We start from the raw sequence: 26,097 nt of genomic DNA on the forward strand, positions 1-26,097 counted from the left end.
ACGGATTCTCTGCTCGCAAGCCAAGGCTCCCGCCATGTCGGACACGAAGCGCCCCCGCATTGCCATCACCTACTGCACACAGTGCAACTGGCTGCTGCGATCGGCCTGGATGGCCCAGGAACTGCTCTCGACCTTCGGCCCCGATCTTGGCGAAGTCGCGCTCCTGCCGGGTACAGGCGGGACCTTCCAGATCCATTATGACGACGTGCTGATCTGGGACCGCAAGAATGACGGCGGCTTCCCCGACGTGAAGGCGCTGAAGCAGCGCGTGCGGGATCGCCTCGACCCCGGCCGCGACCTCGGCCATCTCGACCAGAGCCACGGCTGAACGATCCTGCTCGAGCGAGCCTCACGATCCCGGCGCCCGGCCGGGTATCACCTGTCGGGCGCGCTCTTCCTCTGCCCCGCCCTACCGACCGGAGCCTGGCAAGTTGAAGCTCAGGACCGCGAGCTCTGTCCTGTTATGCGCACCGAGCTTGCGCATGACATTGCGGACATGAACCTTGACGGTGCTTTCCTTCAGGTCGAGCTCATAGGCGATCACCTTGTTCGCCTTTCCATGCTGCACGGCCTCGAGCACTGCCGCCTGCCTGGGTGTGAACATCTGCCGGGGCCCGACCGGGTCTCCCGGCTTGCCGGCGCGACGCGACAACAGACTCCCCGACGGAATGAACACTCCGCCCGAACGCACCAGGCTCATCGCGCCGCGTGCCACGTCGAGGCTAAGCGTTGTCGGGATATAGCCTTTCGCGCCGGTCGCGATGGCCTCCAGCATCTCGTCGACGTCCTCGGTATCCGAAAGCAGAACCAGCGAGACATCGCCATCCGCGGCAAGCTCCTCGATCTCCCGCTCGATCTCCTTGCGGCAGCGCGGACCGCTCACATAGCGCAAAACCACCGTTCCCGGTCTCGGCGGGCTCGACCGCTCGCGACGCCATTCCGCCAGCGACGAAAACGTCTCGACCTCGTAATCACGACTTTGAGAGAGCAGGGATGAAGCCAGGCAATCACGGATCAATTGCCTGGCTTCGATGATGACGATGGCGGCAGGCTGCTCTCGGAGACGCGAAATCTCTTCGGCTCCCGAGCGAGTCAAGGATGGCCGCCGATCGGCCATGAGCGGCAGATTCTCATGTATATTTTCGAATATCATAACAATATCCTCGAATTAAAAGCGCATCGCCCCATAATTTTGCCAGAAATAAGTCTAAAAGGAGAACTGCCGCCGCTTTCTCCATGTATTAAATTTTACATCAATTCTAAGCCGGCCAAAGAAAATTATTCGGCGAACCAAACAAATGTTACCTTTTCAGCTCACCCTCTAGGACAAAAAATCGTGAAGACCTCATCAGAGGACTGTCTCTGCCTCTGCACCATTGACGGAGAGACCAGCCATACGGCGTAGCCGCTCCATGTCGTAAATGCTGAACTGGCCGGTCGCGAAGGACATCACCCGCTCAGCCTGCAGGAATTGCATGACGCGATGCAGGTGAACCCCGGTGACTCCGCAAGCCTCCGCCAGGTGGCGTTTCCCGAGCGGCGTCTTGAAGCCCCCGTCATGCATCAGCCCCCGGATCTGCAGGCGATCGTGCAACGTCACGACGAAATGGGCGAGCGCACGAGACGTCCGCCCCGCACCGAGCGCGGTCAGCGAATCCACGAGGCGGCGGCGCCCGGCAACCGCAGCACGCGTGATACTCCGCATGAAGCTCTCGTGCCGGAACATCTCGTCGACTCTCGCAGCAGCGAAACTGCACAGCATGACGGGGGTCAGGGCAATGATGGTGCTCTCTGAGGGGCCCGCCATCACCGTATCGAGACCGATCAGATCCCCGGGGAGGAGGATGGCGACGAGCTGACGCTCGCCGGACCCCAGAGCCCGGTACTCTGCAGCCCAACCGGAGAACAGCGTGAACAGGCCCGGCCGCGCGCCTCGTTCCAGGATCACGCTACCGGCTTCCGCAAACCTTTGCCCCTGCTTGAACTCTTCCAGGGTCGTAGCATCCGCATCCGACACGCCATGGAGCGCGGGGATCTGCCGCAACGGGCATGTCAGGCACCACACGCGTTCCCGCGCGACGCCCGCATGGTTCGATGCCACGGCCGACTGGATGCGATGCATAACCCCCCTCCGCCAAGGCCGCGCGATGGCCCGAAGGGTTAACTTATGTTAACCGCCAATCCCCGATAAGCTGCATTTGTCGGACCCAGTTTCAAACGTTTCATTGTACTTTGGCGCCCCAAAGGACTCCCCCACCGGGAAACTGCGCGTGGTGACGATCAATGGCTTCACGCATCGGCCGCGTGGACGTGCCGCTCCTCGCAGCACCGGATAAGAGCGGAAGCGACCCGCGCCAGCTGGGGTGCGACAAGTTCCGGGAAGATCGGCAGCGAGAGAAAACGCCGCGCCAGCCGCTCCGAGACTGGAAAGTCGCCGGGCACGTAACCCAACCCGGCATAGGCCGGCTGCAGATGAACCGGGCGGGGATAGTGGATGCCGGTCGAAACCCCCGCCTTGGCGAGTCCCGTCCGCAGCCTGTCCCGCTCTTCGCTCTGGATCGCGTAGACATGAAAGACGTGTTCCGCACGCCGGGCCGGAGCCGGAAGCTGCAGCTCAGTGTCGCCCAGCAGCCGCTCATAGGCCGAAGCGATCCGTCTGCGCTTCTGTGTCCAGCCATCGAGATAGGGCAGCTTGACCTGCAGCGCCACGGCCTGGATCGCGTCGAGGCGCAGATTGAAGCCGGGCCTGACGTGATTGGATCGTCCCTCCTGCCCCCAGTCGCGCAAGCTGCGCAGCAGCTGAGCGGCCTTGGAATCGTGAGTGACCACCGCGCCCCCCTCGCCGCAGGCCCCGAGATTCTTGCCGGGATAGAAGCTGAAGCAGCCATATGAGCCGAAGGCGCCTGCCCGCATGCCATCGCGCTCCGCGCCATGGGCCTGGGAAGCATCCTCGATCACGGTGATGCCGTAGCGATTGGCGATGGCGCCGATCGCCGCCATATCGGCAAGCCTGCCATGGAGATGGACGGGCACGACGGCACGGGTCGCCGGCGTGATGGCAGCCTCGAAGGCTTCCGGCGACATCGTGAAGCTGGTGGGATCGACATCGACCAGAACCGCCTTCGCTCCCGCATAGTGGATCGCGGCCACCGTTGCGACGAAGGTCATTGGTACCGTGATCACCTCGTCCCCGGGCTCGACACCGGCCGCGAGCAGGGCCAGGTGCAGGGCTGCTGTGCCGCTGCTCACGGCCACGGCTTCCCCGACACCGCAATATTCAGCGAACGCGCGCTCGAAGGCCGCGACCGGTTCGCCCAGGACATAGTTGCCGCTGCGCAGGACGGAGAGGACGGCCGCCTCAAGCGGCTCCTGCACCGTCTTGAACTGAGCCTTGAGATCGAGAAATGGGATCATGAGGTTTCCCCCAGTACGGTTTCAAACAACCTGGGCGCAGTGGCGTTGGCTCCGGCATGGCCGATGACGCTGGCCGGGACCCCGGCGACCACCGCGCGGGCCGGCACATCACGCATCACGACTGCGCCGCAGCTGACCACGGCGTAGCTTCCAATCTCGACCCCACAGCCAATGGTGGCATTCGAGCCGATCGACGCCCCTCGGCGCACGACCGTGGCCTCCTGGGCCCATGCCTGCGCCTCTCGCGATCCCCCCGGCCTGACCGCGCGCGGCATGCGGTCATTGGTGAACATCACGCCATGGGCGATCATGACCTCATCCTCGAGCACCACCCCCTCACAGATGAAGGAATGCGAGGATATCTTGCAGCGCCGGCCGATGCGGCTGCCGCGCTGGATCTCGACGAAGGGGCCGATCCGTGTGCCCGAGCCGATCGCACAGCCATAGAGATTGACGAGATCGGGGTGGCTGACGACGACATCATCACCGAAGTCCACATCGATGATGGGCATGGCGCTCCCCTTCCCTGCTCCGGCAGAACGCTAGCGTGCAAAAGCGGAACCGGAACGATGGGAATAGGGCGCGCCTCGTTCGGATGAAGCCTATAGGCGGATCGCCCGGAGCAGTAGGCTCCCTACACCTTCCGACGAATTGCTTCTCCTCCCGTGGCAGCAGGACCTTGCAGGCCGCGCCACCAAGGTCTGCCGCACCCCCGCCCGACGCAGCGCCTGACAATCGCCGGGGAAGACCGGAGGCGCGGCCTTGCGCACTGCCGCGGGCAGGATCCTCTCGATTTTTATTCGTGAATGAGCGGCCCGGCTGGCCGTCGCAGGGCAGATGCGCGCTCTCGCTCAGTGGACCGTTATCGCCAGCGCTCGACCCTGTTGGACAGAGGGGCCTCCGCTTCGGCAGATCGGCCCTTCCGGTTCAGTGAACGTATAGGTGACGGCGACGCATGATCCGGTCGAAGGCAGCGGCGCTCCGACGCGACCGGGTCGCCGCTCTCATGGTCGCCCGGCATCCAGGAAGCTGCGGACCAGAGCGACGGTCGCCGCAGGATTCTCCTCCATGATCCAATGTCCGCTACCGGGCACAACCGCGCCCTGGACGTTCTCGCCTGCGAACTTCATGACCGCAGCCATGCCCAGTCCGAAGGATTTCTCCCCCCCGATCGCCAGCACAGGGATCGTCAGCTTGCCCTTTGCCAGGAAGGCCTTGTTGTCGACAGCATCCTGATCGAAGGCGGCGAACTGGGCAAAGCCCGCGCGCATCGCCCCCGGCCTGGCGTAGAGCGCCGCATAATGCTCTCGCGCAGCTTCGCTGAACCGGCTGGGGGTCGCCGAGAATTCATTCCAGAAGCGATCGAGATAGATGCGCTCGCGGCCGGCGACGAGCCGCTCCATGTCGGGGCCGCCGAAGCGAAAGTGCCAGAGCAGCGGATTCTTCAGGATCTCCTCCCAGGGGCCGACGCCCGGCAAGGGGGCATCGATCAGCACGAACTTCGTCACGCGATCGCGATACCCGGCGGCAAGCGCAAATCCGACCATGTTGCCGATGTCATGGGTCACCAGCTCCGCCCGGTCCACCTTCAGGGCATCGAGGACGCCGGCAATGTCGGCGGCCTGGTTCTTCTTGTCGAAGCCCTTTTCGGGGATGGCCGAAAGGCCCATGCCACGCAGGTCGGGAACGATCACGGTCCGGTCCCGCGCGAGATCGGCCGCCATCTCGCCCCACATGTCGCCGGTTTCACCATAGCCGTGCAGCAGGACGACCGCCGGCCCCTGTCCGCCGACCCGTACGTGCAACGTCGTACCGTTGGTCGGGATCTCCTGCGTGCGGAAACCCGCCGGAAACGGAACAATCTGAGCCAACGCGGGGGCAGCGAAAAGAAGGGCGCCGGTAGCGGCGGCCAGGAAGCGAAGCATCGCGATCTCTCCTCATGTCCGGCCGGGCACTCCAGGGCACGGCCTTGCTCTCGACGAGATGATGGCGCTGCGCCATTGTCTGGAGTAGCCGCCAGAAAGCGAAACTGGTTTCCGGAAATAGCGAACAATGATGAAGCTCGACGGAGTCGCGGCATTCGTGATGGTCGCGGAAGCCGGATCGATCACCGCTGCGGCCCAGCGCATGGGACTGGCCAAATCCGTGGTCAGCGAACGGCTGGCGGAGCTGGAACGGCTGGTGGGCACGCGACTTGTGCAGCGAACCACCCGCAAGCTGTCGCTGACCGAAGGCGGCACCGCCTTCCTGGAGCGCGGCAGGCGCTTGTTGCGCGAGGCCGAGGAGGCCGTGGCAGAACTCGCCGAACGGCGAAGCGAGCTGGTCGGACCACTGCGGATCTCCGGACCCGTCAGCTTCGGGGTCCTGCATCTCGGCCCGGCGATCTTTTCCTTCCTGGCGACCAACCCCAAGATCGAGCTGGCACTGGAGCTGGAGGATCGCTTCGTCGATGCGGCGGCGGATGGCTACGATGCCGTCATCCGCCATGGCCCAATCCATGACACGCGACTTGTCGCGCGGCACATTGCGAGCAGCCGCCGCGTCCTCGTCGCCTCGCCTGCCTATCTGGATGCCTGTGGCAGACCGGGGACGCTGATCGAACTCAGGCAGCATCGCGCGATCCTCTACATGAACCGGGACTCGGACTGGCGGTTTCACAGCGAGAGCGGCGCAGTCGTGGTGCGAGCGCAGCCGGCCGTGCGCGTCAATAACGGGCTGATGATGCGCGACGCCGCCCTGGCAGGGCTTGGCATCACCTTGCTGCCGACCTTTGTCGTCCATGAGCAGGTCGCCCGCGGCGACCTGCAGATCGTCGATGTCGGGATCGAGGCCGAAGGCGCTGAAGTCCACGTCGCCCATCCCCGCGACCGCGCAGCCTCCGTCAAGGTACGCGCCTTGACGGAACATCTGCGCCAGAGTTTCGGGAATCCGCCCTATTGGGAGACAGCGGTCGCCCAGGCCTCGCCGATGTCGTGAACACGACACATTCTCGGCACCGCACTGCGCCGCCGAGGCATTGGATGCATCTGCGCTCAGACCGAGCGGCTGTAGCTGCGCCCCGGCTGAGCGAGATAGGCATCGAAGACCGAGGCCACCTTGCGGACAAGCAGGCGCGAATCCTCCGGCATCAGCACGCGACTGCCGTCGAAGTGAATGACCCCGTCCTGCGCCAGCGCCTTCAGTCGCGGGAAGGATGGCGCCAGATCCTCCGGGTTCGCCTTGTGCTTGGCGCAGACGGCGCCGATATCGACCGTGAGATCGCACATCAGGCGTTCGATCAGCTCGGCACGCAGCCGGTCGTCAGTACTGAGCCGGAAGCCTTTCGCCGTGGCCAACGCCCCGCTCAGCACACGCTCGGCATAGCGGCCGATGACGACCTCGTTCTGGACATATCCGCCGGGAAGGCGGCCGATCGCCGAGGCGCCGAAGCCGATCAGCGCCTCGGCGCCGTCAGTGGTGTAGCCTTGGAAATTGCGACGCAGCACGCCCTCTGCCCCTGCCTGCCCCATGCTATCGTCCGGCAGGGCAAAATGATCGAGGCCGATGCGGACATAGCCGGCGGCGACCAGCGCCTCGGCCATTGCCTCAGCCTGTTCGTGACGTTCCAACCCGTCAGGCAAATCCGCCTCGTCGATCCTGCGCTGATGTTTCTTGAAGCCGGGCACATGAGCATAGCCGAAGACCGAGAGGCGGTCCGGCCGCAACGCGACGCAGCGCTCGACGGTCTCGATGCAAGATCGGACCGTCTGCTTCGGCAGGCCGTAGATCAGGTCGAAATTCAAGCCGCTGATGCCGGCAGCTCTGAGCCCGGCGACGACGCTTGCCGTCTGCTCGACGCTCTGGATGCGGTTGATCGCCTCCTGCACCACCGGATCGAAGCTCTGGACTCCGAGGCTCGCCCGATTGACGCCGGATGCAGCCAAGGCCTCTGTCACCGCCCTTGTCAGCCTGCGGGGGTCGATCTCGACGGCGATCTCGGCCGAGGGGGCGATGACAAAGCGCTCCCGCAACAGCGCAACCAGACGAAGGAAATCGTCCGGCGCGATGATCGTCGGCGTACCACCGCCAAAATGGACATGCTGGACCTGGAGCGGCGCAGCGAGCCGATCGGCAACGAGCGCGATCTCGCGGCGCAGGACTGCGAGATAATCGACGATCGGCTGGTCGCGCAGGGCAACACTGGTGTGGCAGCCGCAATACCAGCACATCGAGCGGCAGAACGGGATGTGGAGATAGAGCGAGGCCTTCGTTCCGGGCCTCAGCGCCCGCAGCCAATCGCCATAACTTTCCGCACCGATCTCGCCCGTGAAATGTGGCGCAGTCGGGTAGCTGGTATAGCGCGGCAGGCGCTCGTCGAAATACCGCGCCCGGACATTGGTCATGACACGTATCCCTGTCTTGCCAGAGTCGATTTCAATGGCATGTGTCTAGCGCGCCCCGGCGAACGATCCTTGATCCAGGACAAATGCCGCCCCGATCGATGGGGCGTGCCACCGACACGAGAGGATTGGCCTCTGGCGCGACCGCCATGGCTCCCAACGCAGTTCCGCCCATCGCTCAGAGCTCTTGCCAAGCACGGGCTCCTCTTCTGGAATACGCCACGCGCCGCCTGCGCTGTCGTCGCAGGTTGCTGCCGAGGCAAGCCCTCCGGGGTGCCGCGGCAGTTGCGTGCACGAAAATGGGGAACAGACCACACATGACGAAAACGCGGTTCGATATCTGGCTCGACCAGCATCACGCTGAGTTCACGGCGATCCGGCGCGACATCCATGCCCATCCGGAGCTCGGCCTGGAAGAACACCGCACGGCCGCGCTGGTCGCGGGCAAACTCCGGGAATGGGGCGTCGAGGTGACCGTAGGCGTCGGCGGAACCGGCGTAGTCGGTGTCATCCGTGGCCGCCGGCCGGGCCAGGGCGCGATCGGACTGCGCGCCGACATGGACGCGCTTGCGCTCATCGAGGAGACAGGGCTGCCCTATGCCTCGCAGAATCCGGGCCGCATGCATGCCTGCGGCCATGACGGGCACACGACCATGCTGCTCGGCGCGGCGCGCTACCTCGCCGAGAACCCCGATTTCGCCGGCAGCGTGAATCTGATCTTCCAGCCGGCGGAGGAAGGGCGCGGCGGAGCGCTCGCCATGCTGAAGGACGGGCTATTCGCGCGCTTCCCCTGCGATGCGATCTACGGGCTGCATAACTCACCAGGCATGCTGGCCTCGTCCTTCGGCACGTGCAACGGCCCGATGCTGGCTGCGGCCGATAGCTGGCAGGTGATCTTCCGCGGAGTCGGTGGGCATGGCGGCTCGCAGCCTCACCTCTCGACCGACATCACCTATGCCCAGGCCCATTTCGTGCTCGGATTGCAGGGCATCATCGGGCGCAATGTCGCGCCGCTCGACACTGCCGTGATCAGCGTCGGCTATGTCCATGCCGGCTCGGCGGAAGCCAGCAATGTCATCCCGGCAGAGCTCGTCATCGGCGGTACGGCGCGCACCTACGCGCCGGAAATCCGCGATCTGGTCGAGCGACGGATTGCCGAACTTGCCGCGGCAACCGCGCAAGCCTGGGGCTGCACCGCGGAGGCCTCCTATCGGCGCGGACCGAGCGCCTTGCGGAACCAGCCGGATCAGGTCGCAGTCGCAGTGGCCGCCGCGTCCGCTTCGGTCGGCGCCGCCAATGTCAATGGCGCGATCCGGCCGGGAACCGGGGCCGAGGATTTCGCCGAAATGATGCAGATCAAGCCGGGCGCCTTCATGCGCATCGGCAATGGCGTCGAGGCGGACGGCTCCTTCAAGGGACTTCACACGCCGCTCTTCGACTTCAACGACGAGATCATTCCCGACGGCATTCGCTACTGGGTGAACATCGTCAGCGAAGAGCTTGGCGAGGATCTGCGGGCAGCCGCGGCCTGAGGCTACCTGCGCCACTTTCCCGCGCCGCCGGAAGCGGCGCGGGACCATACTCTGCTGTCGAAGGGGCGCAGCCTGTCCGCCCTCTTGCCGTTACGGTTACAGGCAACAGTTCCAGGCGCGCAAAACTGCGCCACGCTGGCAGTATGCCCTGCAGATGCGGGCCCTCAGTGCTTCGGCCGGAGGCTGCCATGGAGCAGGCGCAAAAGCGTGGACTGACGAGGCTCTTGCTGCGCTGGCCAGAACGGCGCGCGCAGCTGCGGGAAAAATTCGCCCGCGACCCCGGCTTTGCAGAGCTGTGCGAGGCTTATGAGGCAGCCTGCGAGGCCGAGTCCTATTGGACGAAATCGACACTGCCTGTGGGCCCGACGCGAGCCCGGGAATACGACGCCCTCGTCTCCGCGACAGAACAAGATATCTTGATCCGGCTAGGTCTTTCTTAAGGGAGCCGACCCGGATTCTGGCGGAATTCATCGAATACTGCCTTGATCCATGCTGGCTCGCAGGGCATCATTGGGCTTTCAAGAGCTAATTACGGGCTTTCTTCAGTCCTAGCTGTCGAGGCGAGTGATGGGCGGGCGCATTGCAAGGCTGCATGACGGGAATCCTCCTCCCCAACTCGTCCTTGCAGCGTTGGACACTCTGCTGGCGCACGAGGCCTTGCGCCTTTCCGAGCGCAACCGGCGCTTCCTCTCTTTTGTCGTCACGCAAACCGTTGCGGGCCATTCCGACCGTATCAAGGCCTACTCGATCGGCGTCGATGTCTTCGGCCGCGACGACAGTTTCGACCCTGGCACCGACCCGATCGTGCGGATCGAGGCGACACGCCTGCGCTCGGCGCTGGCAACCTATTACGAGACGGCGGGAGCAAGCGCTCCCGTCAGAATCGCGATGCCACCCGGCAGCTACGTTCCATCCTTTACGTGGCGGCCGTCAGGGAATGGATCCACGAGACCGGCTTTCGCTACCGAGCCAGCGAGGATCGCGTCCGCCGGCGCCAGCCTGCCGACAATCATCATCAAGAACCTGACGGACCGCGCGGCCCGGCTTGCGGCAGTTCATGGCGACCTGCTTATCGAAACCATCATGAAGCGGCTCGTCACAGCCGGCTTCAGACTGTTCGCGATGCCGTCTGCCGAGCGCAGAGCTGCCGCGATCGCGATCAGCAAACTCCTCCTGCACCCCGACGAGACTTACGCGCTCGACATCGCGGTCCATCCGATGTCGACCTGCCAGCGCTTTTCCTGGTGCGCCACCGATCTGCGCAGCGGAGAGATCATCTGCTCCGACTTCGTCGATGAGACCGAACGCGACGTGCCTTGTGCGAGCACCATCGACATGATCGCTGCGCAGGCAGTCCAATCGGTGTCAAAGGCTCTCGCCGGCTGAACTGGTCGCCCGCCGCTCTCTTAGCTTACCGTAACTGTTACAGGCTTAAGCCCTTGCCGCCCCCATGCGACCGTCGCCCGGCGCGCATGGGCCGCGTCCGGCGGCTGTCGGGCTGGCCCGGAGCGTCGATCCGGCACCGGGAGTGATTCATGGAATGCCACAAGTTCATGGCCGCCGCAGCCCTGGCACTGACGCTAGGGTTATCCGGCGGAGCAGCGAAGGCCCAGACTGCGCCTCCCGCCAAACCCAATATCCTTGTCATTTTCGGGGATGACGTCGGCCAGGCCAACATCAGCGCCTATACGCATGGGGTGGTCGGTTACAAGACGCCGAACATCGACCGCCTCGCCCGGGAAGGCATGATGTTCACGGACTACTACGCCGAGAACAGCTGCACGGCGGGGAGATCCTCCTTCATCACCGGGCAGACGCCGCTGCGCACCGGGCTTTCGAAGGTTGGTATCCCCGGCGCCCCGGTAGGTCTGCAGAAAGGCGATATTACCATCGCCCAGGCCCTCAAGCCGCTCGGCTACGCCACGGGTCAATTTGGCAAGAACCACCTTGGCGACAAGGACGAGTACCTGCCGACCAATCATGGCTTCGATGAATTCTTCGGCAACCTCTATCATTTGAACGCTGAGGAAGAGCCGGAACGGCCCAACTGGCCGAAGGATGATCCGACATTCGTCAAACTGATGTCGCCGCGGGGCGTTCTGAGGACCTCCGCCGATGGCAAGATCGAAGATACGGGCCCACTGACGCGCAAGCGCATGGAAACTGTCGACGACGAGACTACGGGTTCCGCGATCGACTTCATGCAGAGGCAGGTACGCGCCAACAAGCCGTTCTTCACCTGGATGAATTTCACTCGCATGCATGTTTTCACGCATGTGCGGCCGGAGTTTCGCGGCAAGAGCGGCATGGCGGGTAACGAATACGCCGACGGCATGTGGGAGATGGACCAGAATGTCGGCAAGCTGCTGAAGACGCTGGACGATCTCGGCATTGCCAACAACACCATCGTCGTCTTCACGACCGATAATGGCCCCAACGCCTTCACCTGGCCGGATGCAGCGACGACACCGTTCCGCTCGGAAAAGGATACGAACTGGGAAGGCGCGTTCCGCGTGCCGGCCATGATCCGCTGGCCGGGCCAGGTCAAGCCGGGCGAAATCGCCACTGGCATCGTCTCGGGCCTCGACTGGTTCCCGACGCTGCTCGCTGCGGCTGGTGACACAGCCGTGAAGGATCGCCTCCTCAAGGGCTGGCAGCCGCAGGGCAACCCGACGACCTTCCGCAACCATCTCGATGGTTTCAACCAGATCGACTACCTCACGGGCAAATCCGACAAGAGCGCACGCAACGAGTTCTACTATTTCAACGACGATGGCGCCCTCGTCGCGATGCGCTTCGACAACTGGAAACTCGTCTTCGAAAAGCAGGAGCAGCCTGGCCAGATGGATGTCTGGGCGAATCCCTTCACTCCTTTGCGCCTGCCCAAGATGTTCAATCTGCGCATGGACCCCTACGAGCATGCAGAGATCTCCGGCAGCGGGTACGATCAGTGGCGGACCGAGAACGCCTATCTCGCCGCCCAGGGGGTGATGAAAGCCACGCAATTCCTCGAGAGCTTCGTGGAATATCCCCCGAGCCAGCGGCCCGCGAGCTTCGGCGTCGATCAGGTCCGCAAACAGGTGGACAGGAAGATCGACGAGTCGTTCAGGAAGCGTGGTCTGGAGTGAGCCTGTAACTCAGGTATGGTGCCAGCCGGCGTCGCGAGGCGCCGGCTGGTCTCCTTCAAATGGGCCTTAAGCTGGAAGCCGGCATGAGCGTGGGGACAGAAGCGTCGAGACGACGTCGCGGCGCTGGGGCGATCCGGGATCGCGCCACGCCGGTTGTCCGTGCTGCGCTCACCCTGCCAGCCGGCTTGCTGTTCCTCTCAGGTACGGCCGCGCTGATCCTGCAGGTCATCTGGATCAGGCAGCTCTCGACCGTGGTCGGGGTCGAGGTCTATGCCGTGACGACCGGCGTCAGCGCCTTCTTCGCCGGCCTCGCGATCGGCGGCCTGATCTTTGGACCGATTGCCGACCGCAGCCTTCAGCCCTTGCGTCTCTACGCCGCTCTCGAAGGTGGCGTCGCCATCCTCGCCATGGCTGCGACCATCGGCCTGTCGCAGGCAGCTCCGCTCTTTGCCCGCCTCGAATTGACGACACCGCCGCTCGCCTGGGCGATGGTGTTTGCGCTCGTCGGCTTGCCCGCCGTGCTGATGGGCGGCACGCTGCCGGCACTGACGCGTTTCGCCGCCACCCGGCGCGACGATGTCAGTCAGGTCGGCGGCCGGCTCTATGCGGCCAATACAGCGGGCGCCATCACCGGTGCACTGCTCGCCTCGTTCCTTGTCATTCCCGCGGTCGGCATGCGCGGCTCGGCGCTCGTGGCCGCCGCAATCTGCCTGGTTGCGGCCCTCGCGGCGCTTGCAACGAACGCTAAGGCAGGTGTCGCAAGCGTCGACGCGGTCAAGCCGACCGATAGCGGCTTCTCGCCTTCGGCCGCGCTGGCCATCGCCCTCTACTCGGTCGCAGGCGGCATCGCGCTGGGTTACGAGGTGGTGTGGTCGCAGACGATCGTGCCCTTCATGAGCACGCGCAGCTTCGCCTTCTCCGTCCTGCTCGCAACCTATCTCACCGGGCTCGCGCTGGGGGCTGCCATTTTCGCGCGCTGGGCCGATCGCGTCACGAAGCCATGGAGTGTCTTCGGCCTGCTCATCGCAGGGGCCGGCCTGTCGGCCGCTCTGGCCATCGCCGTGCTCGGCCCCTGGCTAAGCCAGTTCCAGGGCCTGGTCGAGGCAGCAGTGCTGAATCTGACGGGCAGCGCCTTTGCCGGCATGTCCGCCCGATTTGCCGTCGCCGCGATCTGCGTCGTCCTTCCCAGTACCCTGTTCCTGGGCGCGGCCTTTCCAGCGGCGTTGCGCCTGATCGTCGCCCCCCGGCATATCGGCCGCGGTGTCGGCATGATCGTCGCGTTGAATACCCTCGGCGGCATTCTTGGCACGGCCATCACCGGCTTCGTCCTCATTCCGGCGCTCGGGCTCGTCCAGAGCCTCGCAGTGCTCGCCGTTGCCGCCGCCCTGGTGGGAGCCGTCGCTGCCTTGCGCGAACGGCGCGCCGGCTCAAAGGCCTGGATCGCGGCACTCGCCATCAGCGCCGCCACATGCGCGACCGCCATCCTCCTGCCATCCGATCGCCTCGCCACGCTGATGCCCGGCGCCCGCGGCGCGAGCCTTACCTTCTATGACGAGGGCCTGGGCGGCACGGTCGCCGTCGTCGAGCGGAGCTCGGGCCGAAACCGCTTCCGCCGTCTCTACATCCAGGGCGTCTCCAATTCCGGCGATGCGATGCCATCCCTGCGCTACATGCGGATGCAGGCATTGCTGCCGCTGATCATTCACAACCGCGAGCCGAAATCGGCTTTGGTGATCGGCTTCGGTACCGGCATCACGGCGGGAGCCTTGCTGACCTATCCCGGCCTCGACCGGCGCGTCGTTGCCGAATTGCTGCCGAACGTCATCCGCGCGGCGCCGAATTTCGAGGGTAGCTTCCGGGCCGCAACCGACCCGCGTCTCGAGATCCGCCTGCGCGATGGACGCCGCGAGCTCCTGCGCAACCCGGATCGCTACGACCTGATCACGCTCGAACCGCCGCCACCCTCTGCTGCGGGCGTCGCCAACCTGTATTCGAGCGATTTCTATGCTCTGGCTCAATCGCGCCTTGCCGAGGGGGGCCTCGTCGCGCAGTGGCTGCCCCTGCCGACCCAGAACGACGAAGACACGCGGTCTCTGGTGCGCAGCTTCCTCGACGTCTTCCCGCACGCCACCCTCTGGACCACTGAGCTGCACGAGATGCTGCTGATCGGCTCGCAAGAACCGGTTTCGCTGGATCTGCAGAGGATCGCCGGCCGCTTCGCACAGCCGGAGGTGGCAAAGGCTCTGAGTGATGTCGGCATCGATTCCCCTGCGGCTCTCCTCGCGACCTTCGTCACCGATCGGCAGGGGCTGGAGCGCTATGCAAGCGCTGCTCGCCCCGTGACGGATGACGATCCGCGCATCGAATATGCAGGCTGGGTGCGGCGGCTCGAACTGGCGCGGACCTTGCCCATTCTCCTGGAGATGCAGGGAGAACCGCCGGTCATCGGCGCCGACGATGCATTCCGGGCCGATCTTGCAAATGAGCGCAGCAGACTCGTGACATTCTACGATGCCGGCCTTGCCGCTTATGTCGGCGACCGGGCGCGCTGGGCGCGGCAGATGCGGCGCGTGATCCAGGCCGATCCCACCAACCCCTATTATAACTGGTTCACAGGGGGCCCTCGCGAATGAGCGAGCGCGGAAGCGTTCTGCGGGATGCCCGCCCCCGGAAGCCCGACATTGAGAAGGAGAACCCGGTGCTGAACGTTCGAGCTGCCCTGGCCGCGTTGTTCCTGGTCTCATCCTGGGCGTGGAATGGCGCCGTCCTCGCCCAATCCGACCCTCTGCCATCCTGGAACGACGGCAAGGCAAAGACCGCCATCGTCGAATTCGTCAGAAGGGTAACGCAGGAGGGCGGCCCCAATTACGTCAAGCCGGCGGAGCGCATCGCCACCTTCGACAATGACGGCACGCTCTGGGCCGAGCAGCCGGTCTATTTCCAGCTTCAGTTCGCCTTCGACGAGGTGAAGCGGCTCGCTCCCCTGTATCCGGAGTGGAAGAGCAAGGAACCCTACAGGTCGGTCCTGGCCGGCGACATGAAGGGGCTGGCGGCCTCCGGAGAAAAGGGCCTCCTGCAGATCATGGCGGCTGCCCATTCCGGGATAACGACACGGGAATTCGAGCGATTGGTCGTCAGCTGGCTCAACACCGCGCGGCACCCGACGAAGAAGCGCCCCTATACCGAGATGGTCTACCAGCCGCAGCTGGAGCTGCTGACCTATCTGCGCGCCAACGGCTTCAAGACCTTCATCGTCACGGGCGGTGGCGTCGAATTCATGCGCGTCTTCGCCGACAAGGTTTATGGCATCCCGCCCGAACAGGTGGTCGGCTCCGCCGGTGCAGTGACATTCAGGCTGAGCCCGAGCGGCAAGCCCGAACTGTTCAAGGACGCCAAGGTCGAGTTCATCGATGACGGTCCCGGAAAGCCTGTCGGGATCAACCGCTTCATCGGCCGGCGACCGATCCTGGCCTTCGGCAATTCCGACGGCGACCTGCAGATGCTGCAATATACGACGGCCGGCGATGGGCCACGCCTGGCCCTCATCATCCATCACACCGATGCCGAGCGCGAATGGGCCTATGACCGCACGTCGCCTATCGGTAAGCTCGACAAGGCTCTCGATGAGGGCCAAGCCAACGGCTGGACCATTGTCGACATGAAGTCGGACTGGAAGGCTGTCTTTCCGCCGGAGCCGTAGCGATGAACAAGGAAGACGTGGTCAAGCGCTTCAGGATCACGGACGGCGACAAGTTTCGGCTTTCCGACGTCGACCCCGCCGATGTTTGCGGTTTCGACAGTGAGAAGGACGACGCCAAGGAGTTGCTGGCAGCCGGGGTCAAGCGTCTGCACGCGCTGCAGGAGCGGCTCTACGCCGAAGGGCGCTGGTCGCTCCTCGTCATCTTCCAGGCGATGGATGCGGCCGGTAAGGACGGCACGATCGAGCACGTCATGTCGGGCATCAACCCGCAAGGCTGCGAGGTGACGTCCTTCAAGGCTCCAAGCACCATCGAGCTGCGGCACGATTTCCTGTGGCGCACCACCTGCGCACTGCCGGAACGCGGTCATATCGGGATCTTCAACCGTTCCTATTATGAAGAGGTCCTGGTCGCGCGGGTCCATCGCTCGGTGCTCGAAGCGCAGAACCTCCCGCCCAAGCTGATCACAGACGATATCTGGCGCGAGCGTTTCGAGAGCATGCGCGATTTCGAGCAGCACCTTTCGCGCAACGGCGTCGCGATCCTGAAATTCTTCCTGCATGTCTCGAAGGACGAACAGCGGCGCCGTCTCCTCGCCCGGATCGACGAACCGGACAAGAACTGGAAATTCGACTCAAGGGATCTGGCCGAGCGCGGTCATTGGGACGAGTATATGGGTGCCTATGAGGATGCGATCCGGGGCACTGCGACGAAGAGCGCGCCCTGGTACGTCATTCCCGCAGATCACAAGTGGTTCACGCGGCTCGCCGTGGCGGCAGCCATTGGCGAAAAGCTCGAACAGCTCGACCCACAGTTTCCGACGGTCGACGACGACATGCGCAAGGACATGGCACAGGCGCGCAAGGTATTGGCGAGCGAGGAGCGGTCCGAGCGCGCCAAGGCGGATTGAACAGCAGCGGAGGCCCGACGACCATGACGGATGGCGCGGTACTGGACAGGATCGACACGTTGAGCGGCATGATCCGCATTCCCGGCGGAACCTTCCGCATGGGCTCGGACAAGCACTATCCGGAGGAGGCGCCGAGCCATCGCGTCACGGTCGATGGTTTCTGGATCGACGCGACTCCGGTCACCAATGCGCAGTTTCGCGCCTTCGTCGAAGCAACCGGCTACGTCACCTTCGCCGAGATCCCGCCGGACCCAAAGGACTATCCCGGCGCCCTGCCCCATATGCTGCGAGCAGGCTCGCTGATGTTCAACCCACCGACCCATGCGGTCGACCTGCGCGACTGGTCGCAATGGTGGAAATTCCAGTTCGGCGCGACCTGGCGCAAACCCTATGGGTCCGGGTCGTCGATCAAGGGGCTCGACGACCACCCGGTCGTGCATGTCGCCTATCGCGATGCCGAAGCCTATGCAGCCTGGGCCGGAAAGGCCGTGCCGACCGAGGCCGAATGGGAATTCGCCGCACGTGGCGGGCTTGAGGATGTCGAGTTCGCCTGGGGCGACGAGTTGACGCCTGGCGGGCGTCATATGGCCAACACCTGGCAGGGCAATTTCCCCCACGCGAATACGCGGGAAGACGGGTTTGCACGCACCTCTCCTGTCAGCGCCTTTCCCGCCAACGGCTATGGCGTCCAGGACATGATCGGCAATGTCTGGGAGTGGACGACGGATTTCTGGTCGACGCGCCATCAAGGCGATGCACCCAAGGCCTGCTGCGTGCCGCAAAATCCCCGCGGCGGCCCCGAGGCCGACAGTTATGATCCGCGTCAGCCTGCGATCCGCATTCCGCGCAGAGTCCTGAAGGGCGGCTCGCATCTTTGCGCACCAAGCTATTGCCGGCGCTATCGCCCGGCCGCCCGCCATGCCGAACCGGTGGATACCTCGACGAGCCATGTCGGCTTCCGTTGCGTGGTCCGGACCGAGCCCATCCCCCCGACCTGAATGCAGCTGTAACGGTTACGTTGCTGACTGGAGCGCCGCTTCGTTCAGAATTCCGGCGAAAGCCCCATTCGCATTCCGGAGGGAACAGGCTGATGAGCGACGGCAGGGGATCGGCGGCTCGGGATGCGGTCGTCGATCTGCAGAAGCGGATCAACCAGGACATCATCGGCCAGGAACGCGTCGTCGAACGGCTCGTCGTCGCACTGCTTGCCAATGGCAATGTCCTGCTCGAGGGCCTGCCGGGTCTCGCCAAGACCCGCGCCATCAAGAGCCTTTCGAATAATCTCGAATCCGACTTCAGCCGCATTCAGTTCACGCCGGACCTTCTCCCCTCGGACGTCACCGGCGGCGAGATCCTGCGCGGCGACGGTCAGTTCGAGTTCCGCAAGGGCCCGATCTTCGGCAATCTTGTCCTGGCCGACGAGATCAATCGCGCCCCGCCCAAGGTCCAGTCGGCGCTCCTCGAAGCGATGGAGGAACGGCATGTGACGGTCGCCGGCAAGCGCTACGACCTGCCCGACCTCTTCATGGTGCTCGCGACCCAGAACCCGATCGAGCAGGAGGGAACCTATCCTCTCCCGGAAGCGCAGATGGACCGCTTCCTCATGCATATCCGGATCGACTACCCCACCGATGCCGATGAGGTGAAGGTGATGCGGCTCGTTCGCGGGGAAGCTGCTGAGCCGACGGGTGCTGCCGCGCAGCCTCCGCCGAAGATCCCGCAGAAGCTGATCTTCGAGGCGCGCTCCGAGATCGACCGGGTGACGACGAAAGCGGTCGTCGAGACCTATATGGTCGCCCTTGTCGCCGCGACGCGCAGGCCCGCCGAATTCGGCGACAAGCTGAAGAACTGGATCGCAGTCGGGGCAAGCCCGCGCGGCTCGCTCGCACTCGATCGCTGCTCGCGCGTCTATGCCTGGCTCAACGGACGCGATTATGTCACGCCCGAAGATGTCCAGGCGATTGTCCATGACTGCCTGCGCCATCGCCTGTCGCTCAGCTACGAGGCCGGCGCCGACGGCGTGAATGCGGACGGTGTGCTGGACGAGATCATGAAACTGGTTGCGGTCGCGGCCTAGGGCGGAGCGGCTCATGGCGTTGATGCGGGAAAGACAGGGAGCAGGCAGCGCCGTTCCGGAAACTGGCGCGCGCGTCTTTGTCTCGCTCGATGATCTGCTGCGGCTGAAGCACCGTGCAAAGGGTTTCAGCTTTCTGCCTCGCCAGCCGGTTCACAGCCTGCTTGCCGGCCGGCATGCCTCACGCCTGCGGGGACGCGGCCTGAACTTTGAGGAGTTGCGCCACTATTTCGAGGGGGACGATACCCGTTCGATCGACTGGCTGGCGACGGCTCGTCTCGGCTCTCCTCATGTCCGCGTCTATTCGGAAGAGCGCGATCGGCCGGTCCTTTTGATCATCGACCAGCGCAGCACGATGTTCTTCGGCAGCCAGCGGGCGATGAAGTCAGTCGCAGCCGCCGAAGCCGCGGCACTCAGTGCCTGGCGCGTCACCTCCCTCGGCGATCGCATCGGCGCGGTCGTCTTTGGCGATCGGCAGATCGTCGACATCAAGCCGCAGGGGCGTGATATCGGCGTGATCCGCGTGCTTTCGGAAGTGGTGAAGCAAAATCACGCCCTGGGCCAGCCAGAACCGACGTCGGCGGCGGCCCAGCTCAATGAAGCCCTTCGCCATGCGGTCCGCATGGCGACGCATGACTGGCTGGTCTGCCTGATCTCCGATGCGGCCGGCGAGGATGAGGAAACGGCGCAGCTGATCACCCGCCTTTGTGCTCACAACGATGTTCTGGCCGTCTACGTTCACGATCCGCTCGAGCGTGACCTGCCGGATGTCGGCCCCGCCGTTTTCAGCTCCAGTCTTGGCCAGATCGAAATCGATTCTTCCTCTCAGGATCTGCGTAGCCGGTTCGCGCGCGAGCATGCAGACTGGCGCGCACGACTGGCGGATCTCTCCCGCCATCGGGCGATCCCGATTCTTCCGATCTCGACAAGCCTCGATGTTGCGGCACAGTTCCGCGAACTCATTGGCAGACGCAGCGAACGCCGGGCCGCGGCAGCGCAAGGGCGGCCGCTGCGATGAGCGACGATCCCGGGAGCCTGGCCAATCTTCGCGACCTGGTGCTGCCTCCGGACATTCCGTTCTGGCCGCCCGCGCCGGGTCTCTGGATCGTCGCGGCAACGTGCCTCGCGATGCTCGCGGTTCCGGCCTGGCGCGCGGTCCAACGCTACCGCGCCGCCGCCTATCGTCGCGCGGCGATCGCCGAACTGGAGACCATATCGGCTGGGATAGAGCAGAACGATCCCGACGCCGTCGCCCGCATTTCCGCGGTGATGAAGCGCGTCGCCATGGTCGAATACGGCCGCGACAAAATTGCCTCGCTCAGCGGCCCCGCTTGGGCCGATTTCGTTGCACACGAGGCAGGCACGGGCTTCGATCCGGCCACGATACATCGGCTGCTCACCGAGGCCTTCGATGGAAGGACCAAGCCGGATCCGTCTGAACTACGGCTTCTCATCGGGCATGCCGAGCTATGGGTCCGCGCCCACCGCACGCCTACCGTCGCGGAGGCCTGACCATGCTGACCTTCGCCTATCCCTGGCTGGCCCTGATCACCCCCCTGCCGATAGCGGTCTGGCTGCTTCTGCCCGCCCATGCGAGCAATCGGACAGGCTTGCGCGTTCCGTTCTTCGGTCGTCTTGCGGCGCTCAGCGGTCAAACCCCGCATCTCGGAGGAGTGATTGCGCCACGTCGCACTCTTCCCTTGTTCGTCCTGATTCTCTGCTGGCTGCTGGCTGTGGCGGCGCTCGCGCGCCCGCAATGGATCGAACCTCCGTTGCATCAGGACCGTCCTACCAGGGACCTGCTGCTTCTGGTCGACCTGTCCGGGTCGATGGACACGAAGGACTTCGTCGACGCATCGGGCAAGACCGTCGACCGACTGACGGCGGTCAAGCAGGTGCTCGACGAATTCCTGTCGCGACGCAAAGGCGACCGGGTCGGCGTCGTCGTCTTTGGCGATGCGCCATTCGTCCTCGTGCCGTTTACGACCGATCTCGAACTGAGCCGCGCGTTGCTGCGCGACACCGTCGTCGGAATGGCCGGTCCGCGCACGGCCTTCGGTGACGCGATCGGCCTCGGCATCGGGCTCTTCGACCGCAGTACCGTCAAGGCGAAGACGATCATTGCGCTGACCGACGGCAACGACACCGCCAGCAAGGTCCCCCCCGTAGAGGCCGCAGGTGTCGCGAGGGACCGGGGCATCGTCATCCATACAGTCGCCGTCGGCGATCCCACGGCGGCCGGTGAAGACAAGCTTGACGAGGGCGCTCTCAAGGAGGTCGCCAGTACGACGAAGGGAGGCTTCTTCCGCGCGCTCGACCGATCCCAACTCGCCGAGATCTACCAGCGGCTCGACGAGATCGAGACCCGCAAGATCGATACGGTGAGTTTTCGCCCGAAGCGCGATATTTATTGGATGCCCTTGGCCGCGGGCCTGAGCCTGTCGCTGCTGCTGCAGGCGCTGCGAATGCTGCGGCGCCGATACCTGCGTGCTGCGCTTCGGATCAACGATCTCGCGATCTCGAAGGGGGCGCCATGATCGAAACCCTTTCCGCATTCCACTTCCAGCGCCCACTTTGGCTGTTCGCCTTCCTTCCGGCGCTTGTCCTGGTGCTGCTTGAATACCGGGCCGCTGATACAGCCGGCCGGTGGCGCCGCATCATCGATCCCGAGTTGCTGAAATATCTTCTGGTCGACAATGGCCCCGTGTCACGCATCACCCCCAATGCCGTGCTCTTGGCGGCCTGGACGCTCGCAACCATCGCCGTCGCCGGTCCGGCCTGGCAGCGCGAACCCTCGCCCTTCGCCGATGCGAAGCCGCCGGTCATCATTGTCCTCAAGGTCACTCCGTCGATGATGACGGAAGATCTCGCCCCGACCAGGCTGGACCGGGCTCGCCAAAAGCTCTCCGACCTGCTGAGCCTCCGCGAGGGGGCAGCAACCGGTCTCATCGCCTATTCCGGCTCGAGCCATCTTGTCCTGCCACCAACCCAGGACAGCACGGTGGTGCTGGATCTCGCCAAGGCCCTGTCGCCCGCGATCATGCCCAAGGAGGGCGACGACCTTGCCAATGCACTCGCCTTGGCGCAGCGGGTACTGGCCGGCAACGGGCATGGCGGCTCGATCCTGGTGATGGCCGACACGGTCGCGAGTGATCAGCTTGCCCGACTGGGCGAGACCGCCGCAGTAGCCGCGACCACCATCCTGTCTCTACTACCGGCCAATCTGGATGCAGCCAGCACCGGAGAGGCAGCCCGCGCGCTTCGCGCGACCGTCGTCGCGACCACGCCGGATCAGGTGGACATCACCGCGATTGAGCGCAGGCTCGATCGCGTCGGGCGCACCGCCGACGTCGCTGGCGAAGGACAGCATTGGCAGGAGGCAGGATACTGGCTGACGCCCCTCTTTGCCCTGCTCGCGCTGCTCTGGTTCCGCCGTGGATGGGTGCTGACATGACCCGGCCGATCGTCAAAATGTGTGCCCCCTATGCGCTCATCGCGGCCGTCGCCGTCCTCCTGCTAGCGCTCCTCGCCCAACGCATCGGCTGGCCCAACCTGTTCCTGACTCCGGACCAGCGCGGCCGCATCCTGCTCGATAATGGCCGACCTGCCGACGCAGCCAATGCCTTTCGCAATCCGATCTGGCGGGGCGTTGCCCTCTTCCGCGCGGGAGATTTCAAGAGTGCAGCGCAGGCCTTTGCCGCGGTCGACAGCGCCGAGAGCGCCTATGACCAGGGCAATGCCCTCATCATGCTCGGCCAGTACGATGACGCCATGCAGCGCTACGACCGGGCGCTGACCTTTCGGCCCGGCTGGCCGGAGGCCGTTACCAACCGCGAGATCGCCCGCATCCGCGGCGAGCGCAAGAAGGCGGAAGGCGGGGTCAATGACAACACCGAGTCCAAGCCCGATGAAATCGTCTTCGACAAGACGAAGAAGGGCGGCGAGGACACGACAATCGAGGACCCCGTCCAGGCGATGTCCGATGAGGCCGTGCGCTCGCTCTGGCTCAAAAGGGTTCAGACCCGGCCCGCGGATTTCCTGCGCGTGAAGTTCTCCTACCAGCTTCAATCGCCCGCCTCAGGGACGCAGCCATGATGCGCCATGTGGCGGCTGTCGTCGTTGCGCTCGCCATGGCTATGGCCCCGGCACTGGCGCAAGCCCCCGCTGCGACGCCGCTGGTTCGGACGACGATCGCACCCTCGGAAGGTATCGTGATCGGCCAGCCGGTGCAGCTGCATGTCGAGGTGCTGTTTCCCAGCGAGATGCCACGGCCGCCGCTGGTCAAACTCGCGGAGGCTCCAGGAGCCCAGACCCTGCGTTTCGAAACTCAGGCGATCACGATTCGGGATCGCATCGGCGATCAGGATTATGTCGGTCAGAGATTCGAGTTCGTGATTTTCCCAAGGCGCGGCGGCGATATCCAGGTGCCGGCAGCCGATGTCACCCTTCTCGACCGAGCCGGCGATCCCGTCGGATCGGCCAAGGGACAACAGATACATTTCTCGGTCACCGTTCCACCGGGTATCGACCCTTCCGGTCCGGTTCTTGCCGCATCCGACGTCCGCGTCAGCGAGACCTGGTCTCCCGATCCGGTGTCGTCTTCCTTCAGGGCCGGGAGTGCGATCACTCGCGCAATCCAGCGCAAGGCCACGGGCGTGCCGGCGCTCGGCATGGTCGATTTTCGCTTTACCGCGCCCGAGGGCGTGCGTGTCTATGTCGATCCGCCGGTCGTCGACGACAAGGTCGATCGCGGCTCCGTCGAGGGCTCTCGAACCGACAAGGCCACCTATGTCTTCGAGAAGCCTGGCAGCTATGTTCTGCCGGGTCTCTCGCAGCCCTGGTGGGATACCGACGGCAGGCAAGCCCGGACGGAGACGGTGGCCGGGGTCACGTTGAAAGTCGCCGCGACGGCGGCCGCCCCGTCACAGCAGCCGCCCTGGCGCAACGCCATTGCGAACTGGCGCAAATTCGTCATTCCGGTGCTCGGCGCCGCGCTGGTCCTGCTCGCATGCGCCATGCTCTGGCCCTGGCTGAGCTCCCGATGGCGCAGGCGCGAGCAGAGACATCTCGCCTCGGAGACCTTTGCCCGAAAAACTCTGCGCCGGATTGCCAGCACCGGGGATGCTCCGGCGAGCTATCGTGCGCTCGCGACATGGCTGGAGCGATTGCCCCCGGACGGCAAGGACGCCGCGCGACGGGACAGCCGCTTGCAATCGTTGATCACGCAGCTCGAGCACGCCCTGTTCGGAACGGGCAGCAGTTGGTCAAAACAGAACGGAGCGGAGTTGGCAGAACTGGTCGCACACTTCCCTACGCTCAAGAAGGGCGGCCTCGTCCACGTCTCGCCACCCCTCCCTCCGCTCAATCCGCCCCCTCCGTCGCGGCGCCCTGCGTCTCAGGAGAGTGCATGACTGCGCAATGTAGTGCCGATCATGCCAGCGCCCAGCGTCTCATCGGAAATATCTCGCGGCGGCTGGGCTCCACGCAACCGCACGACAATTCGCCCCGACGGTTCGGAGCCATCGCTCCCATGTGAAATTTCCATGCGATTTCAAAGCGAAGACTGACATGCAGCATCCCCTCAAGGCCCGGTTCCAGCACACGGTCGCCCTCATTGCGACGGTGACCCTCCTTCTCCCGCCGCCCACCATCGCCCTGGCCCAAACCCCGCGAACGGCAGCCGCCTCGACAACCGCGCCGCAGGCAAGCCCGACCCAGTCCTGGCCGCGCACCGTCGCGGATGCCGCGGAGGACATCACCATCTATCAACCGCAGATCGAGAGCTGGCGGGGAGATATCCTCGAAGCCCGCTCGGCCGTGTCGATCCAGCGTCCCGGCAGCCAGGCGCCGACGCTGGGCGTGATCTGGATGAAGGCGAGAACCTCGGTCGACAAGGAAAGCGATCTCGTCTCGCTGGATGGCATCGAGCTCACCAGGGCGAATTTTCCCTCGGACACCGCCAATTCCAACGCCTATCTGACGACGTTGCGCGAGCATGTCCCCGGTGGCTTGCGCACGATCTCGCTATCTCGCCTGCAGGCCAGTCTTGCCGTCTCCGAGGCCGAGACCGACCAGACGCAGGCTGTGCGCAACGAGCCCCCCAAAATCGTCTACAGCGAAACACCGGCCCTGCTCGTCCTGATCGACGGCAAGCCCCAGCTACGCCAGGTTGCCGGCAGCAAGCTGCTGCGCGTGATCAACACACCCGCCCTGATCCTGTTCGACGAGGCTGCCGGCGTCTACTACCTGCGCGCGCTGAAGACGTGGTGGAATGGCAAGGCGCCTGAAGGTCCCTGGGCCGTGGCGCCACAGCCTCCGGCCAGTCTGGCCGGCGCGTTGAAGGCAGCCGGGACCCAGGTCAATCTGATGGACACGCCGCCAGTGGACATCGAGGCAGCAGTTGCAGGCCGGGCGATCCCGACCCTGCATGTCAGCCTCGGACCGGCGGAGCTGATCCAGACGGCGGGTCATCCGGAATATCTGCCGATTCCGGATACGCAGCTGCTCTATATCAAGAACACCAGCAGCCATGTCGTCATCGACGTCGCCAGCCAGGAGAACTATGTCCTGATCTCCGGGCGCTGGTTCAGCTCCAAATCGCTTTCCAACGGCCCTTGGAGCTTCGTTGCGGGCGACAAGCTGCCAGCGGATTTCGTCAAGATCCCCGACAGCCACCCGAAGGGCGCCGTGCTGGCCTCGGTGAGCGGCACGGTCCAGGCCCAGGACTTCGGTAACGGGGCCGTCTCAGTCAACTGGATTTTGGCGCAGATCATCGTTCGGCCGCTCTGATCGCGCGGTCGCGTGGCGATCCACATTGGCCGACACCGTCCAGCCTGGCTGGCTACGCGGCCTCGCCCTGAGATCTCCCCGGGTTCATGCTTCGGTCCGTGGTCAGCGCGACGGCTGCCAACATGATGCTGGTCCAATACGGCGTCCGATGTGCCTATCTCATAGGCGCGCTC

At 64.6% G+C, this 26,097-nt stretch carries 24 protein-coding genes; 18 read left to right on the forward strand and 6 right to left on the reverse strand.

The window, feature by feature from the left end; translation table 11 throughout:
- Window positions 1-34: 34 nt before the first annotated feature.
- Window positions 35-328 carry an Rdx family protein gene (locus tag AC1DW9_RS14300; RefSeq protein ID WP_043238576.1) on the forward strand — a complete coding sequence of 98 codons (294 nt, stop codon included), beginning with the start codon at window positions 35-37 and terminating at the stop codon, window positions 326-328.
- A gap of 81 nt (window positions 329-409) precedes the next feature.
- Here the strand turns inward: AC1DW9_RS14300 and AC1DW9_RS14305 are convergent, their stop codons facing one another.
- The 5 genes from AC1DW9_RS14305 to AC1DW9_RS14325 all read right to left on the reverse strand — a co-directional run bounded on the left by AC1DW9_RS14305 (window position 410) and on the right by AC1DW9_RS14325 (window position 5,339).
- Window positions 410-1,096 (reverse strand): helix-turn-helix transcriptional regulator, encoded by a 687-nt coding sequence (locus tag AC1DW9_RS14305; RefSeq protein ID WP_441506954.1) that lies wholly within the window; start codon window positions 1,094-1,096, stop codon window positions 410-412.
- 252 nt (window positions 1,097-1,348) lie between these two features.
- Window positions 1,349-2,122: a Crp/Fnr family transcriptional regulator gene (locus tag AC1DW9_RS14310; RefSeq protein ID WP_441488145.1), complete on the reverse strand. Its 774-nt coding sequence runs from the start codon at window positions 2,120-2,122 to the stop codon at window positions 1,349-1,351.
- A 167-nt stretch (window positions 2,123-2,289) separates the two neighbouring features.
- Window positions 2,290-3,414: a DegT/DnrJ/EryC1/StrS family aminotransferase gene (locus tag AC1DW9_RS14315; RefSeq protein WP_441506953.1), complete on the reverse strand. Its 1,125-nt coding sequence runs from the start codon at window positions 3,412-3,414 to the stop codon at window positions 2,290-2,292.
- Window positions 3,411-3,926 carry an acyltransferase gene (locus AC1DW9_RS14320; RefSeq protein WP_441488143.1) on the reverse strand — a complete coding sequence of 172 codons (516 nt, stop codon included), beginning with the start codon at window positions 3,924-3,926 and terminating at the stop codon, window positions 3,411-3,413. Before AC1DW9_RS14320 ends, AC1DW9_RS14315 begins: the two co-directional genes overlap by 4 nt.
- A 492-nt stretch (window positions 3,927-4,418) precedes the next feature.
- Window positions 4,419-5,339: an alpha/beta fold hydrolase gene (locus AC1DW9_RS14325; protein ID WP_441488142.1), complete on the reverse strand. Its 921-nt coding sequence runs from the start codon at window positions 5,337-5,339 to the stop codon at window positions 4,419-4,421.
- A gap of 127 nt (window positions 5,340-5,466) precedes the next feature.
- Between AC1DW9_RS14325 and AC1DW9_RS14330 the strand changes: the two genes are divergently transcribed.
- A complete protein-coding gene (locus AC1DW9_RS14330) occupies window positions 5,467-6,390 on the forward strand; it encodes a LysR family transcriptional regulator (RefSeq protein ID WP_441488141.1) in 924 nt (307 codons plus the stop codon).
- A 56-nt stretch (window positions 6,391-6,446) separates the two neighbouring features.
- On the opposite strand, the gene hemN is transcribed toward AC1DW9_RS14330, so the two are convergent.
- Entirely contained in the window at window positions 6,447-7,796 is a 1,350-nt protein-coding gene (gene hemN / locus AC1DW9_RS14335) for an oxygen-independent coproporphyrinogen III oxidase (protein ID WP_441506950.1), read from the reverse strand.
- A 314-nt stretch (window positions 7,797-8,110) separates the two neighbouring features.
- Here hemN and AC1DW9_RS14340 point away from each other — a divergent pair, with 314 nt between their 5' ends.
- The 16 genes from AC1DW9_RS14340 (at window position 8,111) to AC1DW9_RS14415 (ending at window position 25,924) form a co-directional block, all read left to right on the forward strand.
- The gene (locus AC1DW9_RS14340) at window positions 8,111-9,325 is read left to right on the forward strand and encodes an amidohydrolase (RefSeq protein ID WP_476776104.1); all 1,215 of its coding nucleotides are present in this window, start codon (window positions 8,111-8,113) and stop codon (window positions 9,323-9,325) included.
- Between the two features lie 188 nt (window positions 9,326-9,513).
- Window positions 9,514-9,765 (forward strand): hypothetical protein, encoded by a 252-nt coding sequence (locus tag AC1DW9_RS14345; protein ID WP_476776105.1) that lies wholly within the window; start codon window positions 9,514-9,516, stop codon window positions 9,763-9,765.
- Between the two features lie 127 nt (window positions 9,766-9,892).
- Window positions 9,893-10,711, forward strand: coding sequence for a hypothetical protein (locus AC1DW9_RS14350; RefSeq protein ID WP_441506947.1), 819 nt, complete (start codon window positions 9,893-9,895; stop codon window positions 10,709-10,711).
- A 149-nt stretch (window positions 10,712-10,860) separates the two neighbouring features.
- Complete coding sequence (locus AC1DW9_RS14355) at window positions 10,861-12,453, forward strand: arylsulfatase (RefSeq protein WP_476776106.1); 1,593 nt, start codon at window positions 10,861-10,863, stop codon at window positions 12,451-12,453.
- 83 nt (window positions 12,454-12,536) lie between these two features.
- Window positions 12,537-15,086 carry a fused MFS/spermidine synthase gene (locus AC1DW9_RS14360; protein ID WP_476776107.1) on the forward strand — a complete coding sequence of 850 codons (2,550 nt, stop codon included), beginning with the start codon at window positions 12,537-12,539 and terminating at the stop codon, window positions 15,084-15,086.
- Between the two features lie 68 nt (window positions 15,087-15,154).
- On the forward strand, window positions 15,155-16,153 hold the full coding sequence (locus AC1DW9_RS14365) for an HAD family hydrolase (protein ID WP_476776119.1): 999 nt from the start codon (window positions 15,155-15,157) through the stop codon (window positions 16,151-16,153).
- 2 nt (window positions 16,154-16,155) lie between these two features.
- A complete protein-coding gene (locus AC1DW9_RS14370) occupies window positions 16,156-17,061 on the forward strand; it encodes a polyphosphate kinase 2 family protein (protein WP_476776108.1) in 906 nt (301 codons plus the stop codon).
- Window positions 17,062-17,084: 23 nt separating this feature from the next.
- The gene (locus AC1DW9_RS14375) at window positions 17,085-18,059 is read left to right on the forward strand and encodes a formylglycine-generating enzyme family protein (protein WP_476776109.1); all 975 of its coding nucleotides are present in this window, start codon (window positions 17,085-17,087) and stop codon (window positions 18,057-18,059) included.
- Window positions 18,060-18,151: 92 nt separating this feature from the next.
- Window positions 18,152-19,138, forward strand: coding sequence for an AAA family ATPase (locus AC1DW9_RS14380; RefSeq protein WP_441506945.1), 987 nt, complete (start codon window positions 18,152-18,154; stop codon window positions 19,136-19,138).
- 13 nt (window positions 19,139-19,151) lie between these two features.
- A complete protein-coding gene (locus AC1DW9_RS14385; RefSeq protein WP_441506944.1) occupies window positions 19,152-20,153 on the forward strand; it encodes a DUF58 domain-containing protein in 1,002 nt (333 codons plus the stop codon).
- The gene (locus tag AC1DW9_RS14390) at window positions 20,150-20,647 is read left to right on the forward strand and encodes a DUF4381 domain-containing protein (protein WP_476776110.1); all 498 of its coding nucleotides are present in this window, start codon (window positions 20,150-20,152) and stop codon (window positions 20,645-20,647) included. Before AC1DW9_RS14385 ends, AC1DW9_RS14390 begins: the two co-directional genes overlap by 4 nt.
- 2 nt (window positions 20,648-20,649) lie before the next feature.
- A complete protein-coding gene (locus tag AC1DW9_RS14395; protein ID WP_441506942.1) occupies window positions 20,650-21,672 on the forward strand; it encodes a VWA domain-containing protein in 1,023 nt (340 codons plus the stop codon).
- Window positions 21,669-22,589, forward strand: coding sequence for a VWA domain-containing protein (locus AC1DW9_RS14400; RefSeq protein ID WP_441506941.1), 921 nt, complete (start codon window positions 21,669-21,671; stop codon window positions 22,587-22,589). The genes AC1DW9_RS14395 and AC1DW9_RS14400 overlap by 4 nt, the downstream gene beginning before the upstream one ends.
- The gene (locus AC1DW9_RS14405) at window positions 22,586-23,230 is read left to right on the forward strand and encodes a tetratricopeptide repeat protein (protein ID WP_476776111.1); all 645 of its coding nucleotides are present in this window, start codon (window positions 22,586-22,588) and stop codon (window positions 23,228-23,230) included. The genes AC1DW9_RS14400 and AC1DW9_RS14405 overlap by 4 nt, the downstream gene beginning before the upstream one ends.
- Window positions 23,227-24,546 (forward strand): BatD family protein, encoded by a 1,320-nt coding sequence (locus tag AC1DW9_RS14410; RefSeq protein WP_476776112.1) that lies wholly within the window; start codon window positions 23,227-23,229, stop codon window positions 24,544-24,546. Before AC1DW9_RS14405 ends, AC1DW9_RS14410 begins: the two co-directional genes overlap by 4 nt.
- A gap of 157 nt (window positions 24,547-24,703) precedes the next feature.
- The gene (locus tag AC1DW9_RS14415; RefSeq protein WP_476776113.1) at window positions 24,704-25,924 is read left to right on the forward strand and encodes a hypothetical protein; all 1,221 of its coding nucleotides are present in this window, start codon (window positions 24,704-24,706) and stop codon (window positions 25,922-25,924) included.
- The last annotated feature ends 173 nt before the right edge of the window (window positions 25,925-26,097 follow it).

The organism is Allobosea sp. P4_E12, assembly GCF_056401655.1.